Genomic DNA, 14,459 nt, shown 5'->3' with positions numbered 1-14,459 from the left:
TGAAAACCATAAGTTTTACACCTCAACATGTTGAAAAATAAGGATTTATATCGTTTTTAAGGAGCGACTAATTAAACTCATTACAAAACAAAAAGCCCAGCATACTTGAATGCCGGGCTTTCTATGTATAGGATTATCCTTTCTCTAGATATGTATCGCGCGGTTCTCTGTGGCAGCCAGGCACGCTTCCTTCATCGCCTCGGCGTATGTTGGGTGCGCGTGGCTCATGCGGGCCACATCCTCGGCAGATGCCCGGAACTCCATAGCCGTTACGGCTTCCGCTATCAGGTCAGCGATGCGTGGGCCGATCATGTGCACGCCCAGTATCTCGTCTGTCTGCTTGTCTGCCAATACCTTCACAAAACCGTCTGTGTCGCCGGATGCCTTGGCGCGGCCAGAGGCTTTGAACGGGAAAGAACCTATCTTGTAAGCACGGCCCTGCTCCTTCAGTTGCTCCTCGGTAAAGCCCACGCCCGCCACTTCCGGCCAGGTGTACACCACACCCGGTATCAGGTTGTAGTTGATGTGCGGCTTCTGCCCCACCATATGCTCTGCTACCAGCACGCCTTCTTCCTCTGCTTTGTGTGCCAGCATGGCGCCACGCACCACATCGCCAATGGCAAAAATACCCGGCACGTTGGTTTCCAGGTGGTCGTTCACGGCAATCATACCGCGCTCACCCATTTGCACGCCTGCGTTCTCCAGGCCAAGGCCCTCGGTGTATGGCTTGCGGCCAACAGAAACCAGCACGTAATCGCCTTCAAAGTTGATGGTTTCGCCTTTGGAGTTTTCCGCCGTCACTTTCACCACGTCGCCCTCGTTGGTTGCGCCCGTCACTTTGTGGCTCATAAAGAACTCAAAGCCCAGTGTTTTCTTCAGCACGCGCTGCAACTCCTTACCCAAGGCACGGTCCATGGTCGGGATGATAGAGTCCATAAACTCGATCACCTGCACTTTGGTGCCCAAACGGGCGTATACCGAACCTAACTCCAGGCCAATCACACCACCACCGATGATGATCAGGTTCTTGGGAACTTCTGTCAGCGTCAAAGCCTCTGTCGAGGTGATCACGCGCTGCTTATCAATCGGCAGGAAAGGCAGCGTAGTCGGTTTGGAGCCAGTCGCGATGATGGTCTTCTCCGTTTCGATCTGCTGCTCTTTCCCCTCTGCGTCAGTGATCTTGATCGTGTTCTTGTTCACGAAAGAGCCAAGGCCGAAATAGGTATCGATCTTGTTCTTCTTCATCAGGAAGGAGATGCCATCGTTGTTCGACTTCACCACTTCGCCCTTGCGCTTGATCATTTGCTGGATGTTCACCTGCAGGTTGTCCAGCTCAATGCCGTGCTCGGCAAACGCGTGTGCCGCGTTGTGGTAATGCTCCGAAGAGTCCAGCAGCGCCTTAGACGGGATACAGCCCACGTTCAGGCACGTACCGCCCAATACATTATACTTCTCTATGATCGCGGTTTTCAGGCCCAGCTGTGCACAACGGATCGCTGCCACATACCCACCAGGTCCAGAACCGATTACAGTTACATCGTATTTCATCTTTTATACTTTGAGGAGAGCTTTCACTCTCGATTCTATACTTTATTTACCTGTATTTTAACCTAACTTAGAACGATTGTCATCCCCCTGCCCCCTTCAAAGGGGGACTTTCCTGTAAGTGTAATTGTACACTGTTGAGAATTACATCTGTGAGTGTCCCCCTTTGAAGGGGGCAGGGGGATGATTCACGAACTGCAAATCAACTTCCCTGCAACCCTCTAAACAGGGCAGTCAAAAAAAGGAGGAGTAAGCTTGTTTGCCTACCCCTCCTTCTTGCTATGTATAAATTAAACGCCTAACAGCAGTCTCATCGGATCCTCGAGCAGCTCTTTCACGCGCACCAGGAAGCTAACCGACTCACGGCCGTCGATGATGCGGTGGTCGTAGGAAAGGGCCAGGTACATCATCGGGCGAATCTCCACCTGTCCGTTTACAGCCACCGGGCGCTGCACGATGTTGTGCATACCAAGTATAGCCGACTGCGGCGCGTTGATGATCGGGGTAGACATCATGGATCCGAACACGCCACCGTTGGTGATGGTGAAGGTACCGCCCGTCATTTCCTCGATAGACAATTTACCGTCGCGGGCTTTCTTGGCCAGCCTGATCACTTCTTTCTCGATGCCATCCAGCGACAGTTGCTCCGCGTTGCGGATAACCGGCACTACCAGGCCTTTCGGAGAGGAAACCGCGATCGACACATCACAGAAATCATTGAAGATCATATCGTTTCCGTCGATCTGCGCATTTACTGCCGGCCACTCCTGCAGCGCCACGGTGCACGCCTTCGTGAAGAACGACATAAAGCCCAGGCCTACCTCGTGCTTCTCCTTGAATTTTTCTTTGTACTTGCTACGGATATCCATGATCGGCTTCATGTCCACCTCGTTGAAGGTCGTTAGCATGGCCGTCTCGTTTTTCACCTGCACCAGTCGGCGGGCAACGGTTTTGCGCAGCGAGCTCATTTTCTCGCGGCGCTGGTTGCGCTCGCCAGTGGCGGCCGGGGCCTCGGCAGCAGCCGGAGCGCTTTCCTGCTTCGGAGCAGGCGCGGCTTTCTGGGCACCCTGTGCATCCTCTTTGGTGATGCGGCCATCGCGGCCAGTGCCCTGCACATCGGCTGGGCTAACGCCTTTCTCTGAAAGGATTTTGCCTGCAGCCGGAGACGGCGTGCCGGAGGCATAGGTTTGCGCACCCAAATTGGCGCTGGTAGGCTGTGCACCCGACTTTGCCGCTACTTGCTGCGTGGCAGCATCCTGCTTGGCTGCGGCCTGCGCATTGGCCTGCGAAGCGCCTGCACCCGGTATGATCTTACAGATGGTGGCACCAATTTCGATGGTATCGCCTTGCTGCGCCACAATCTGCAGTGTGCCGGCCGCCTCAGCCGGAAGCTCAAACGTGGCCTTGTCCGACTCCAGCTCCGCGATCACCTCGTCCATCTCGACATGGTCGCCGTCGTTTTTCAGCCAGCTGGCAATGGTTACTTCCGTGATGGACTCCCCAACAGTGGGAACCTTCATTTCCACTGTTTCGGCGGCTGGGCCTGGCGCTGCAGAAGAGGCTTTCTGTGCGGCTGGCGCGGCGGCTTGTGCGGCCGGAGCCGAAGGGGCGCCTGCGCCGTTCTCTTCAATTTTGCAAATCAGGGCACCCACATCTACGGTGTCGCCCTCCTGTGCTATTATGCGTAAAATGCCTGCGGCTTCGGCTGGCAGTTCGAATGTGGCTTTGTCAGACTCGAGTTCCGCAATCACCTCATCCATTTCCACCCGGTCTCCGTCTTTTTTCAGCCACTGGGCTATAGTTACCTCGGTAATCGACTCACCTACGGCAGGCACTTTAACTTCTAAGCTCATATTTTATTCAATTATGAATTACGATTTATATATTAAGGTGAAGCATGGGGAAGGCACCAAAGCAGCCAGGACGAACCCTTTAGGCATCTGCCCCATACTTCCTATATTAAACTGAAAAGGCACGCTCAATAATATCCTGCTGCTCTTTTACGTGCACTTTGTTGTAGCCTGTAGCAGGCGAGGCGCTGGCTTTCCGCGAAATCACGTCTGCCAGTTGCGTGCGCATCAGGCGCAGCAGATACGTCCAGGCACCCATGTTCTCGGGTTCTTCCTGCACCCAGTACACTGTTGCGTTTTTATACTTGCTCAGTTCGGCGGCAAGCTGTGCTTTCGGGAACGGGGCCAGTTGCTCCAGGCGGATGATCGCCACATCCTGGCGGCTGTTCTTCTGCTGCTCTTCCAGCAGGTCGAAGTAAATCTTGCCTGTGCAAAGCAGCACTTTCTTCACCGCTCCGGCATCTGCGTACGCATCCCCGATCACTTCTTTAAAGCCGCCTGAGGTAAAGTCCTCTATCGGAGAAACCACCAGCGGGTGGCGCAGCAACGACTTCGGTGCCATGTTCACGGCTGGCTTGCGGAATGGCAGGGCCAGTTGGCGGCGCATGAAATGGAAGAAGTTGGCCGGTGTGGTGATATACGTCACGAAGATGTTGTTCTCCGCTGCCAGTTGCAGGAAGCGCTCCGGGCGGGCATTGGAGTGCTCCGGCCCCTGGCCTTCGTAGCCGTGTGGCAACAGCATCACCAAGCCGTTCATACGCTGCCACTTCGATTCGGTGGCTGTGATAAACTGGTCGATCATGACCTGGGCGCCGTTGGCGAAGTCGCCGAACTGGGCTTCCCAGATAACCAGGGCGCTCGGGTTGGCCATGGCATACCCAAACTCAAAGCCCAGCACGCCATACTCAGACAGTAGCGAGTTATATATCTCGAAAGGCCCCTGATCTTCGCTCATGTGGTTCAGGTTGCTGTAGGGAGCGCTGGTTACGGCATCGTGCAACACTGCGTGGCGGTGCGAGAACGTTCCGCGCTGCACATCCTGGCCGCTGAAGCGCACAATCTTGCCATCCAGCAAAATAGAGCCGTAGGCCAGTAACTCGCCGGCGGCCCAGTTCAGTTGCTTCGTTTCGAAGAACATCTCTTTGCGCTCCTTGATCAGTTTTTCGATCTGCTTGAGCGGCTTGAAGCCTTGCGGCACTTCGGTAAGGGCCTTACCTACTGTCTCGACATCGGCTAAAGAGATGCCCGTCTCTGGCGACTGGTTAAAGTCTTCCGGGGTAGAGCGGCGCAGTTCCTGCCAGTCCTTCTCCAGCACCTGGTAATTATAGGGCAAGGGTTTCTGCTTCACCATGTCCAGGCGGTCCTGCAGCATCTGGCGGAACTCCTTGTCCATGTTTGTGGCCAGCTCTGCATCAATCTCGCCTCGGCTGATTAGCGATTTGTTATATACCTCGCGCGGGTTAGCGTGCTTCGAGATCAGGTTATACAGCTGCGGCTGCGTGAATTTCGGCTCGTCGGCCTCGTTGTGGCCATGGCGGCGGTAGCACACCATGTCGATAAAGATGTCGTTGCCAAATTTCTGGCGGTACTCTGTAGCCAGGCGCACGGCAAACACCACAGATTCCGGATCGTCGCCGTTCACGTGCAGCACAGGCGCGTCTATGATCTTGGCCACATCCGTGCAATAGATAGAGGAGCGGGCGTCCTCGAAGTCGGTGGTAAAGCCCACCTGATTGTTGATCACGAAGTGAATTGTGCCGCCTGTCTGGTAGCCGCTCAGTTTCGCCATCTGCGTTACCTCATACACGATGCCCTGGCCAGCCACGGCAGCATCGCCATGGATCAGGATCGGCACGATCTGGCGTGGGTCCTTGTCATACATGCAGTCGATCTTGGCACGCACAAAGCCCTCTACCACCGGGTTCACCGCCTCGAGGTGCGATGGGTTTGGGGCCAGTTTCAGGTTTACCTTGTGCCCGGAAGGCGTGTCCACCTCCGACGAGAAGCCCATGTGGTACTTCACGTCCCCGTCGCCCATGGTCAGGTCCGGAACGGCGGTGCCTTCAAACTCAGAGAAGATCTGCTCATAGGTTTTGCCCATGATGTTGGCCAGCACGTTCAGGCGGCCGCGGTGCGCCATACCGATTACCACCTCTTTGGCGCCCAGCTCAGACGCTTTATCGATGATGGCATCGAGCGCAGGGATGGTTGTTTCGCCACCCTCCAGCGAAAAGCGCTTCTGGCCCAGGAACTTGGTATGCAGGAAGTTCTCAAACACAACCGCCTCGTTCAGCTTGGAGAGGATGCGCTTTTTGTACGCCAGTTCCGGATCAAAGCTAAGCGACTCTTTTTCTATTTTGTCCTGCAGCCAGGTGAGCACCTCCGGGTCGCGGATATACATGTACTCATAGCCGATCGGGCCTTCATATATCTTGTGCACGGCCGCCACAATGTCACGGAGCGTGGCCGCGCCAATGCCGATGATCTCGCCTACCTGAAAAACAGTGTCCATGTCCGCTTCATACAGGCCAAAGTCCTGCAGGTCGAGGTATGCCTTGCGGTCTTTGCGCTCGCGCACAGGGTTTGTTTTTGAGCGCAGGTGTCCACGGCTCCGGTAAGCATATATGAAATTGCGCACAGCCACCTCTTTGTCAATCTCCCCTTCACCCGCTACAGCCGTTTTGGCAGGCGCAGTGGATACAGAGGCAGGGGCTCCCTGCCCGTTTCCGTTGTAGCTGGCAGAAAAATCAAAGCCCTCGAAGAACTTGCGCCATCCAAACTCCACTGACTCCGGGTCTTGCTGGTAAGCCTTGTAAAGCTCATCAATGTAATCGCCGTGCGCATTAGCGATATAGCTATATTTATCCATATATGTTGTACTGCTTTTTATTATTGGGCAAAGTTAAAAGTATATCACAAATATCAAATTACGCCTATTCGCCTAAGCAAATTAGGTTCATTATCAAACACCTTATCCTATGTAAACCTGTACGCGTGCCTGCATGTTTCAAAAAAATACCCTAAATGCCAGGTCAGTTGGCCGCCGTAAGATAAATAAAACGAGAACAACCTCCCATATTTTATAGCAGGTTTATGTGATTGGTCACTTCTAAGCAGTAAACAAGCCTGTTACAGGTTGCCTGATCAAGCTGGCTGGTATATATAATCCTACTTTGAGGCCCCGGCAGGCACACAGCAGCCGCTACAAAAAATTGGCGTATTTGCGTCGGGCTTTCATGTTTCAGCATGCTGACTGAAGAAAACTTTCTACTATTTTTCTTTATACCCCGTTGCAGTCTTTCCTGATAAGGCTGACGGCTGCCCCTGGCCCGGCCGCTTCACTTATGTTACTTTTGACGCTCTGCATATTCCTGAAAATCCTATCTAAACGCATTGAAGCCATTATCCAGGCAAGGCCGATCCTGTATACGGCCAAGAAGCGATGTTACCTTTTATGATGTTGGTTCCTTTGAATGGTGAAGCGTCTTGCCTAGATTTATACTAGGCAGCCAGACCAAAGCGTGGCTGCAGACGGAATGGAAACATAAACGCATATACCGCATGTACAGTGAGCTATTAGATGAACTCTCGAAAGCTGTGGGCGCAAGGCTGCTCATTCGGTTTGATTATGGTGATGAGACGTATACCGTGGAGCCACATTTAATCGGCCAAGACCAGGATAACCAGGACTGCCTTTGCGCCTGGCTGGATGGCAAAAAGTCTGCCTCTGAGGCAACGGATGGCTGGTATACCTTTCAGTTCACCGAGATAAAGAATATGCGGCTGCTCAACGACAGGTTTTGCCAGCAACGCCCCGGCTACGACCCCTACAATAAGTGCATGAACCGGATTTATTACCGGCTGTAGGCTTCACTTGTGCTTCGCCAAAATAAAAATTAGAAATTGAGAATTAGAAATAAGGTATAAAAACCGTTTCTATTCCTATAAAAACAAACGCCAGTTCTGGTAATTAAATTGGTCGGGTACTGGCTGGCACTATCTCCCCGAATCGCATGTTATCCTGCTGCACCAAAGCAGTTTCACGTTGGCAACAAAGCGAAAGAAAAAGCGATACGCTTCTCCGCCTCCTCTCCTCACGGCAGCCGAAAAGGTTAGCCGCTACATGCGGGGCAACAAGAGCAAAAACACCAGGCCTGAACTTGCCCTGCGCCGGGCCCTCTGGAGCGCGGGGCTGCGCGGCTACCGGGTACACTGGCCCAAAGCACCCGGAAAGCCGGACGTTTGCTACCCAGGCCGCCGGCTGGCCATTTTTATACATGGCTGCTTTTGGCACCGTTGCCCATACTGCCAGCCTGCCCTCCCTAAAACCAACGTTACCTTCTGGCAGGAGAAATTTGAGAAGAACAGAAGCCGTGATCTCAGGTACCAGCAGCTGTACCGCGCGGCTGGCTGGCAGCGCCTCGTTATCTGGGAGTGCCAGCTGCGGCAGAACCTGTCCGGAAGCCTTACATTAATCAGAGAGCTTCACCGGGGCGTGCCCCCAAGCTATGGCATTGCCGCCTGAGGCACCTACTGCGCTGAGTTGCGTAAAATTCTCTAACTTAACAGGATTCTCTAACTTAACAGGCACAAACCTAACCGATACACCTATGAAGAAATACATCCCGCTCCTCGGCCTGGCAGGGCTGCTGGCCACTGGCTGCAACGAGAACGCACGGCAAGTGGGCGAGGCAGAGGAAACCACCGCCGCTGCCGCCGACAGCGCAAACCTGGGCCCTGCGTTGCAGAGCATCACGGCCGCCGACGTTTTGAGGCATACCACGGTGCTCGCCTCCGATGCCTTTGAGGGCCGCGCCCCCGGCACTGCCGGTGAGGACTCCACGGTAAGCTACCTGACCCGCCAGTTTAAGCAACTGGGCCTGCAGCCCGGCAACCCTGACGGCACTTTTGTGCAAAACGTGCCGATGGTGGGCCTGACTCCCCAGCCCAAGGCGAGCTTCAAGGCTGGCGGCAAAACCATCTCCCTCAACTTCCCCTCTGATTATGTGGCGATTTCCAAGCGCTTCGTGCCTACCATCGACATCAACAACTCCGAGATGGTGTTTGTGGGCTACGGCATTGTGGCGCCGGAGTATGGCTGGGATGATTACAAAGGCGTGGATGTGAAAGGCAAGACGATTGTCATGCTGATCAACGACCCGCCCATACCCAGCCCGGCGAACGCCAGCGAGCTGGACACGGCTATGTTTGGGGGCAAGGCGATGACCTACTATGGCCGCTGGACCTATAAGTATGAGATCGCTGCCGAGAAAGGAGCCGCGGCCGCCATCATCATCCACGAAACGGAGCCCGCTGGCTATCCTTATGAGGTAGTGTCCGGGAGCTGGGGCCGCGAGAACTTCGACATCCAAAAGGCAAACAAAAACATGGACCGCGCCGCCGTGGAAGGATGGATCACGCAGGCAAAAGCCGATCAGCTGTTTGAGGCGGCGGGCAAAAACTTGGCGCAGCTGAAGCAGGAAGCCCTGAAAAAGGACTTCACGCCTGTGCCCCTGAACGCCACAGCCAGCTTCAGCATCCAAAACAAGCTCCGCGAGATACAGTCGCGCAATGTGGTGGCGAAACTGGAAGGCAGCGACCCAAAACTGAAGGAGGAGTACGTGGTATATTCTGCCCACTGGGACCACCTGGGCAAGGACGAGACCCTGCAGGGCGACCAGGTATATAACGGCGCCCTGGACAATGCATCCGGCACCGCAGGGCTATTGGAACTGGCCAAGGCATACACCAAGCTCCCGCAAAAGCCAAAGCGAACTATCCTGTTCCTGGCCGTAACCGCCGAAGAGAAGGGGCTGCTCGGCTCAAAGTATTACGCAGAGAACCCGCTTTACCCGCTCAACAAAACCGTAGCCAACATCAACATGGATGTGCTGAACGCCTATGGCCCTACCGAGGACGTGGTGGTGATCGGGTATGGCAACTCTACGCTGGAAGATGTGCTGGCCCAAGCCGCGGCCACTCAAAACCGCCGCATCGTTCCGGAAGCCTCTCCCGAGAAAGGCTCCTTCTACCGCTCCGATCATTTTGAGTTTGCCAAGCAGGGCGTGCCCGCCCTGTATGCAAAGTCTGGGGTGGTAGCGCGCAACCAGCCTGCCGACTACGTGCAGCAGTGGAGCGACCGGTATACCGCCAACGACTACCACAAACTGACGGACGAAGTGCGCGACGACTGGAACCTGGAGGGCGCGGTGGAAGACCTGCAGCTGTTTCTGCGCGTGGGGTATAAAGTGGCCAACACGGATAAGTTTCCTGAGTGGAAGCCCGGTACAGAGTTCAAGGCGAAGCGCGAGGCTTCGCTGGCAGCCCCCACCGACACGACCCAGGCACTGCAGTAACAGCAGGGTATAAAACCAGAAAGCCCCGGCATGTTAGCGTGCCGGGGCTTTCTGGTTTTATACCTACTCCTTACTTAGCTTTTCTGTAATACAGGTCCGTGAGGGCGATGGTATAACTGCCGGGATTTTGCCTGTAGGTGATGGTATAACTCAAGGGGTGCTCCCCTGATTGCTGCACCTTCGGGGGCTGTGGCACGGCCATTTTCTGCTGCTTTCCGGCGGGCAGGTGCTTGAGGTAATCCAGCGTGAACATCGGCTCATAAAAAATCACCTTGTCCTGGTAGGCACCATAGATAAACGTCCTGGTAAACGGCTCTGCGCCTGTAATTTCCGGAGCCATGCCATCTACCCAGTGCACCCCCATTTCCGGCACCGACATCATGGTAGAGAAATAAGTGGGCGGCATATAGTTGGCCTGGAACTCCGGTGAATGCCCATGCTCGCCTGCAGGTATAAGCTGGCGCTCTTCGTCCCCGATCATGTAGAAATGCAGGTCAAAGTGCGGGGCCCCGTATACCTCTTCCGGATCATGGCCGTGCGGGTTCCAGTCGATCATTATAGTCTTGTAAGGTGTCATGGTGGCCTGTTGTGGCAGCTGCACATGGTACATCTTCACCTCATCAGGCAGGCCGTCCAGGGCATCAGCCGAGAGGTCTACCCCAATTGCCATTGGCTTGCCATCAGGCCCCATTCTAATCCAGGCCCGGGCAGTACCCTGGCCAAGAGCGGCTTCCGGGCCATAATGCACGCTTCTGTTTTTGTGTGGCTCCTGATCCTTCAGGTACTCGCAACTGGTACTCAATACGAATAGGCAAAGGAACATCAGCCCTGCCCTTAAGCGCCCACTAAATTGTTTTTTCATAGTCTTACTGTTATAGTTATAAATATTTGTGAGCACTCCGGTTAACTTCGCGCATGTATAAAAATCCAGCTTCTGGGCTGCAAAGGTCCCATATAGGAACCTCACCTGACGTTCCTACCCACTTATAGCGCTGCTATATAGCTCAAAAAACGCTTCTGCAGATACTTTTCCGAAAAATTTTTGCTGCTAAAAACAAATTTATACATAAGCTATGCTACTGTTAGCCAGGTAATTATATTCTACTATAATTAACAAATATTGTTTTGCCAATTATTAATTAAACTATATGAATATAACTAACAGTTGATCTTCTCAGTGAGTTGGTAAACTACCTGCTCCATACCATGCTTATCCGGCCCCTCACCCGCATATGTATAGCCTTGGCTTGTAAAAAGCCAATTTATACCATACTATGGGGTTACCATTTCACCATGGGCGTATTAAGAGTACTTAACAACTTTATATCAACTATGAAACACACCTTGAAATTAGCATTTGCCGCCGTTTCCCTGTTGGCTTTCTCGGCTTGCAGCAACGGAAATGATAGTGCCGCGACAGAGTCCGAGCACATCGAGTCTACCGATCAGATAGAGACGGATATGGAAACGGACATGATGGACACGACCACCACACCGCTTGACACCACAATGCAGGATGGCTCCATGAACGACATTCAGGAAGAGCAGCCTCCGATGAACTAACTAGGAAGCCAAGCGTTTTTAATTAGAAAGTCCTTGCTGAAAAGCAGGGACTTTTTTTGTGCTTGCCGGTTTAGTTAATGTACTGCCTGCCTTTCATTAAAAGATTGGACGGAGTTGGCACGTATATGCGCTAAACCTTTTTTATCTTTCGGAATGGAAAATACAACGCTTGCGCATGATGGCGTAACGATAGCACTGATAGAGTCGGATGAGCAGCTACTGCAGGCGGTTGCCGCCATGCGCCAGAGCAAGGAGCTTGCCCTCGACCTTGAGTTTGACCAGAACCGCTTTACCTACGGCTTTAACCTTTGCCTGATACAGATCGCAGATGGGCGCGGTACGTGTTATATCATCGACCCCTTCGGCCTCTCCAGTCTGCAGCCGCTCTTTCAACTCCTGGAAGACAAGTCAATCACCAAAATCATCCATCACGCCAACAACGACATCCTGCTGCTCGACAAGCTGGGCTGCAATATCCGAGGCGTGCTGGACACTGACGTGGCGGCCAAAATCCTGAACTACGAGCGGTCGTCGCTGGCCACGGTGATGAAAGAGGAGTTTGACCACGAGATCGACAAATCGCAGCAGTCCAGTAACTGGAACAAGCGCCCGCTTACACAGGCGCAGCTTATATATGCCACGATAGACGTGATCTACCTGCACCGGGTGAAGGACAGGCTGGTAAGCCAGATTGAGGAAGCAGGCCGCATGCACTGGCTTCAGGAGGAAGACCTCTTGCTGGAAGCCCTGACCTATGCTGAGCCTGAAAACCCACACATGAGGCTCCGAAACGCCTTTAGACTCAATTATTATCAGCAGTATTTGCTGCGCGAGCTGTTCACGTTCAGAGATGAGCTGGCGAAACAGCTGAACAAGCCATCTCCCTATGTTATACCCAACGATGGCCTGGTAGAACTCGCAAACAACCCCAATACCGACATACACGAGTGGCTCAACCACACAAAGGGTATTCATGGGGCACTCAAAAGAACCCGCAACGAGAATTTGCTGATAGAAGCGCTGGCTCAGGCCAAGAAAAACGCCAAAGCCGAGAACATCAGCCACGATTATCCGCAGAACCGCTGGCAGCGCCCTCCCCGCAACCCCGACACTGACAGGCGCAAGGAAGAACTTACCCTGGTACAAAAGCACCTGGTTTCGATTTACGGAGAATTCGCCACACGGCTGATCATCAACCAAAGCCTGATTACGGACTACAGCATTACCGGCCAATTGCGCTGCACAAAACAGTATGCGACCGAGATTCTGCTGAAAGCCGCTGCTGAGCTGAACATTCCATTGCCGGAACCGTCTCTTAAGTCAGTGAAATAAAGCTTTTATACATCTTGCTTTTATATTCCTGACTAAAAGATGAGTAAATACAGAGTTGAGCATGATTTCCTGGGGGAGAAAGAAATCCCGGACGAGGTTTATTACGGCATACAAACGGCACGGGCGTTAGAGAACTTTAACATCACCGGCATTCCGATAGCGAAGGAGCCGCTTTTTATACAGGCCTTCGGCTACGTGAAGAAAGCGGCCGCTATGGCCAACCGCGAGTGCGGCGTGCTATCTCCCGAAACAGCCGAGGTTATCTGCCAGGCATCAGACCGTTTGATCGCCGGAGAGTACCTTGATCAGTTTGTGACGGATATGATTCAGGGTGGCGCGGGCACCTCCGTGAACATGAATGTGAATGAGGTAATCGCGAATGTGGCGCTGGAAATGCTGGGGCACCAGAAAGGAGACTATGATGTTGTGCATCCCAACAACCACGTTAATTTCTCCCAATCCACCAACGACGCATACCCTACCGCCTTCCGGATCGCGCTCTACAAAAAGATAGACGCGTTTATACTGAGCCTGGATGCGCTGGAGAAATCGTTTGACAGGAAAGGGGAGGAATTCGCAAATGTCCTGAAGATGGGCCGCACGCAGCTGCAGGACGCCGTTCCGATGACGCTGGGGGCCGAGTTTCATGGCTTCTCCACCACCATCAAAGAGGAGATCCTGCGGTTAGAGGAGTCCAAAAGCCTCATCTGCGAAATCAATATGGGCGCCACTGCTATTGGCACATCCATAAACGCCCCAGAGAGATATCCAGAGCTTGTAACCAAACACCTGCGTGAGATCACGGGCATTCCTCTCTTCCTTGCCCACGACCTGATAGAAGCCACTTGTGATACCGGAGCGTATGTCCAGGTATCGGGTGTGCTGAAGCGCTCTGCGATTAAAATATCCAAGATATGCAACGACCTTCGCTTGCTGTCCTCGGGGCCACGGGCAGGTATAAACGAGATAAACCTACCCCGCATGCAGCCTGGCTCCTCTATTATGCCAGGCAAGGTAAACCCTGTTATACCGGAAGTTGTGAACCAGACAGCTTATTATGTGATTGGGGCAGATATGACAATTACGATGGCGGCCGAGGCAGGCCAGCTGCAGTTGAACGTGATGGAGCCCGTAATTGCCTATAGCCTGTTCACGTCCCTTACCTACTTGAGCAATGCCTGCTATACATTACAGAAGAAGTGCATAGACGGCATTACCGCTAATGAGGAGATCTGTAAGAACATGGTGATGAACAGTATCGGCATCGTGACGGCACTTAACCCCATTCTAGGGTATGAAGAGTCCTCCTCAATTGCCAAGGAGGCACTGGCTACCGGAAAGTCCATACACGAGATCACGGTGCTCGACCGTAAAAGCATTACGCAGAAGAAGTGGGATGAAGTCTTTTCCATAGAAAACCTGATCAACCCAAAGTTTATTAACGACTGACCAATCTAATTCTCATAAAACAGTAAAGCCGCAGCTACTTCGAGAGTAACTGCGGCTTTGCTGTTTATAGGTTGCTGCTTGCTTGAGGTATATATTCCCAGCCCTGCTTTAAGCAGGGCTGTTTCACGCTAGTTAAGCTTATACCTGTGCCGTGAGCGCCCGCACTCTTTAGCTTGATATAGCATGGTCTCAATCGAGTCACAGACCCGACGCTATGGTAAGACAGCCCGAAAGCTTTCGGGGCGCCATGGAAGAGCATGAAACGCCCCCTTGCCTTGGCTAGGGCACAAAAAAAGGGCGGGGCAGCGTCCGTGTTGGATGCTGCCCCGCCCGTGGTGGGGTTGGCGGCCACCTACTCTCCCGG

At 53.3% G+C, this 14,459-nt stretch carries 10 protein-coding genes; 6 read left to right on the top strand and 4 right to left on the bottom strand.

Going from position 1 to position 14,459, the window contains the following annotated elements:
* Window positions 1–144 precede the first annotated feature (144 nt).
* From lpdA to MKJ04_RS22495, 3 genes are all read right to left on the bottom strand, one after another.
* Window positions 145–1,548 carry a dihydrolipoyl dehydrogenase gene (lpdA, locus tag MKJ04_RS22505; protein WP_241644428.1) on the bottom strand — a complete coding sequence of 468 codons (1,404 nt, stop codon included), beginning with the start codon at window positions 1,546–1,548 and terminating at the stop codon, window positions 145–147.
* A 287-nt stretch (window positions 1,549–1,835) separates the two neighbouring features.
* On the bottom strand, window positions 1,836–3,398 hold the full coding sequence (gene odhB / locus MKJ04_RS22500; protein WP_241644426.1) for a 2-oxoglutarate dehydrogenase complex dihydrolipoyllysine-residue succinyltransferase: 1,563 nt from the start codon (window positions 3,396–3,398) through the stop codon (window positions 1,836–1,838).
* Between the two features lie 106 nt (window positions 3,399–3,504).
* Entirely contained in the window at window positions 3,505–6,264 is a 2,760-nt protein-coding gene (locus MKJ04_RS22495; protein ID WP_241644424.1) for a 2-oxoglutarate dehydrogenase E1 component, read from the bottom strand.
* A 692-nt stretch (window positions 6,265–6,956) separates the two neighbouring features.
* On the opposite strand from MKJ04_RS22495, the gene MKJ04_RS22490 reads away from it, so the two are divergent.
* From MKJ04_RS22490 to MKJ04_RS22480, 3 genes are all read left to right on the top strand, one after another.
* Window positions 6,957–7,262 (top strand): hypothetical protein, encoded by a 306-nt coding sequence (locus MKJ04_RS22490; RefSeq protein WP_241644422.1) that lies wholly within the window; start codon window positions 6,957–6,959, stop codon window positions 7,260–7,262.
* Between the two features lie 178 nt (window positions 7,263–7,440).
* Window positions 7,441–7,920 carry a very short patch repair endonuclease gene (locus tag MKJ04_RS22485; protein WP_241644420.1) on the top strand — a complete coding sequence of 160 codons (480 nt, stop codon included), beginning with the start codon at window positions 7,441–7,443 and terminating at the stop codon, window positions 7,918–7,920.
* An 85-nt stretch (window positions 7,921–8,005) separates the two neighbouring features.
* The gene (locus MKJ04_RS22480; RefSeq protein WP_241644418.1) at window positions 8,006–9,751 is read left to right on the top strand and encodes a M28 family metallopeptidase; all 1,746 of its coding nucleotides are present in this window, start codon (window positions 8,006–8,008) and stop codon (window positions 9,749–9,751) included.
* A gap of 70 nt (window positions 9,752–9,821) precedes the next feature.
* Here MKJ04_RS22480 and MKJ04_RS22475 read toward each other — a convergent pair whose 3' ends face one another.
* Window positions 9,822–10,613, bottom strand: a complete 792-nt coding sequence (locus tag MKJ04_RS22475; protein WP_241644416.1) for a DUF5602 domain-containing protein — start codon at window positions 10,611–10,613, stop codon at window positions 9,822–9,824.
* A gap of 470 nt (window positions 10,614–11,083) precedes the next feature.
* Between MKJ04_RS22475 and MKJ04_RS22470 the strand changes: the two genes are divergently transcribed.
* The 3 genes from MKJ04_RS22470 to aspA all read left to right on the top strand — a co-directional run bounded on the left by MKJ04_RS22470 (window position 11,084) and on the right by aspA (window position 14,095).
* Window positions 11,084–11,314 carry a hypothetical protein gene (locus MKJ04_RS22470; protein ID WP_241644415.1) on the top strand — a complete coding sequence of 77 codons (231 nt, stop codon included), beginning with the start codon at window positions 11,084–11,086 and terminating at the stop codon, window positions 11,312–11,314.
* A gap of 153 nt (window positions 11,315–11,467) precedes the next feature.
* The gene (locus MKJ04_RS22465) at window positions 11,468–12,646 is read left to right on the top strand and encodes a ribonuclease D (protein WP_241644414.1); all 1,179 of its coding nucleotides are present in this window, start codon (window positions 11,468–11,470) and stop codon (window positions 12,644–12,646) included.
* A gap of 39 nt (window positions 12,647–12,685) precedes the next feature.
* The gene (gene aspA / locus MKJ04_RS22460) at window positions 12,686–14,095 is read left to right on the top strand and encodes an aspartate ammonia-lyase (protein ID WP_241644413.1); all 1,410 of its coding nucleotides are present in this window, start codon (window positions 12,686–12,688) and stop codon (window positions 14,093–14,095) included.
* Window positions 14,096–14,459 lie beyond the last annotated feature (364 nt).

The organism is Pontibacter sp. E15-1 (assembly GCF_022601975.1).
Lineage (GTDB): Bacteria > Bacteroidota > Bacteroidia > Cytophagales > Hymenobacteraceae > Pontibacter.
The sequence above is the reverse complement of the archived record's forward strand: the minus strand, read 5'-3'. Positions and strand labels throughout refer to the sequence as shown.

Bases quoted from the DNA above. Each gene is read 5' to 3' on its own strand.
- odhB (WP_241644426.1), bottom strand. From the start codon at position 3,398: ATGAGCTTAGAAGTTAAAGTGCCTGCCGTAGGTGAGTCGATTACCGAG.
- MKJ04_RS22490 (WP_241644422.1), top strand. From the start codon at position 6,957: ATGTACAGTGAGCTATTAGATGAACTCTCGAAAGCTGTGGGCGCAAGG.
- aspA (WP_241644413.1), top strand. From the start codon at position 12,686: ATGAGTAAATACAGAGTTGAGCATGATTTCCTGGGGGAGAAAGAAATC.
- MKJ04_RS22495 (WP_241644424.1), bottom strand. From the start codon at position 6,264: ATGGATAAATATAGCTATATCGCTAATGCGCACGGCGATTACATTGAT.
- MKJ04_RS22465 (WP_241644414.1), top strand. From the start codon at position 11,468: ATGGAAAATACAACGCTTGCGCATGATGGCGTAACGATAGCACTGATA.
- MKJ04_RS22475 (WP_241644416.1), bottom strand. From the start codon at position 10,613: ATGAAAAAACAATTTAGTGGGCGCTTAAGGGCAGGGCTGATGTTCCTT.
- lpdA (WP_241644428.1), bottom strand. From the start codon at position 1,548: ATGAAATACGATGTAACTGTAATCGGTTCTGGACCTGGTGGGTATGTG.
- MKJ04_RS22480 (WP_241644418.1), top strand. From the start codon at position 8,006: ATGAAGAAATACATCCCGCTCCTCGGCCTGGCAGGGCTGCTGGCCACT.
- MKJ04_RS22470 (WP_241644415.1), top strand. From the start codon at position 11,084: ATGAAACACACCTTGAAATTAGCATTTGCCGCCGTTTCCCTGTTGGCT.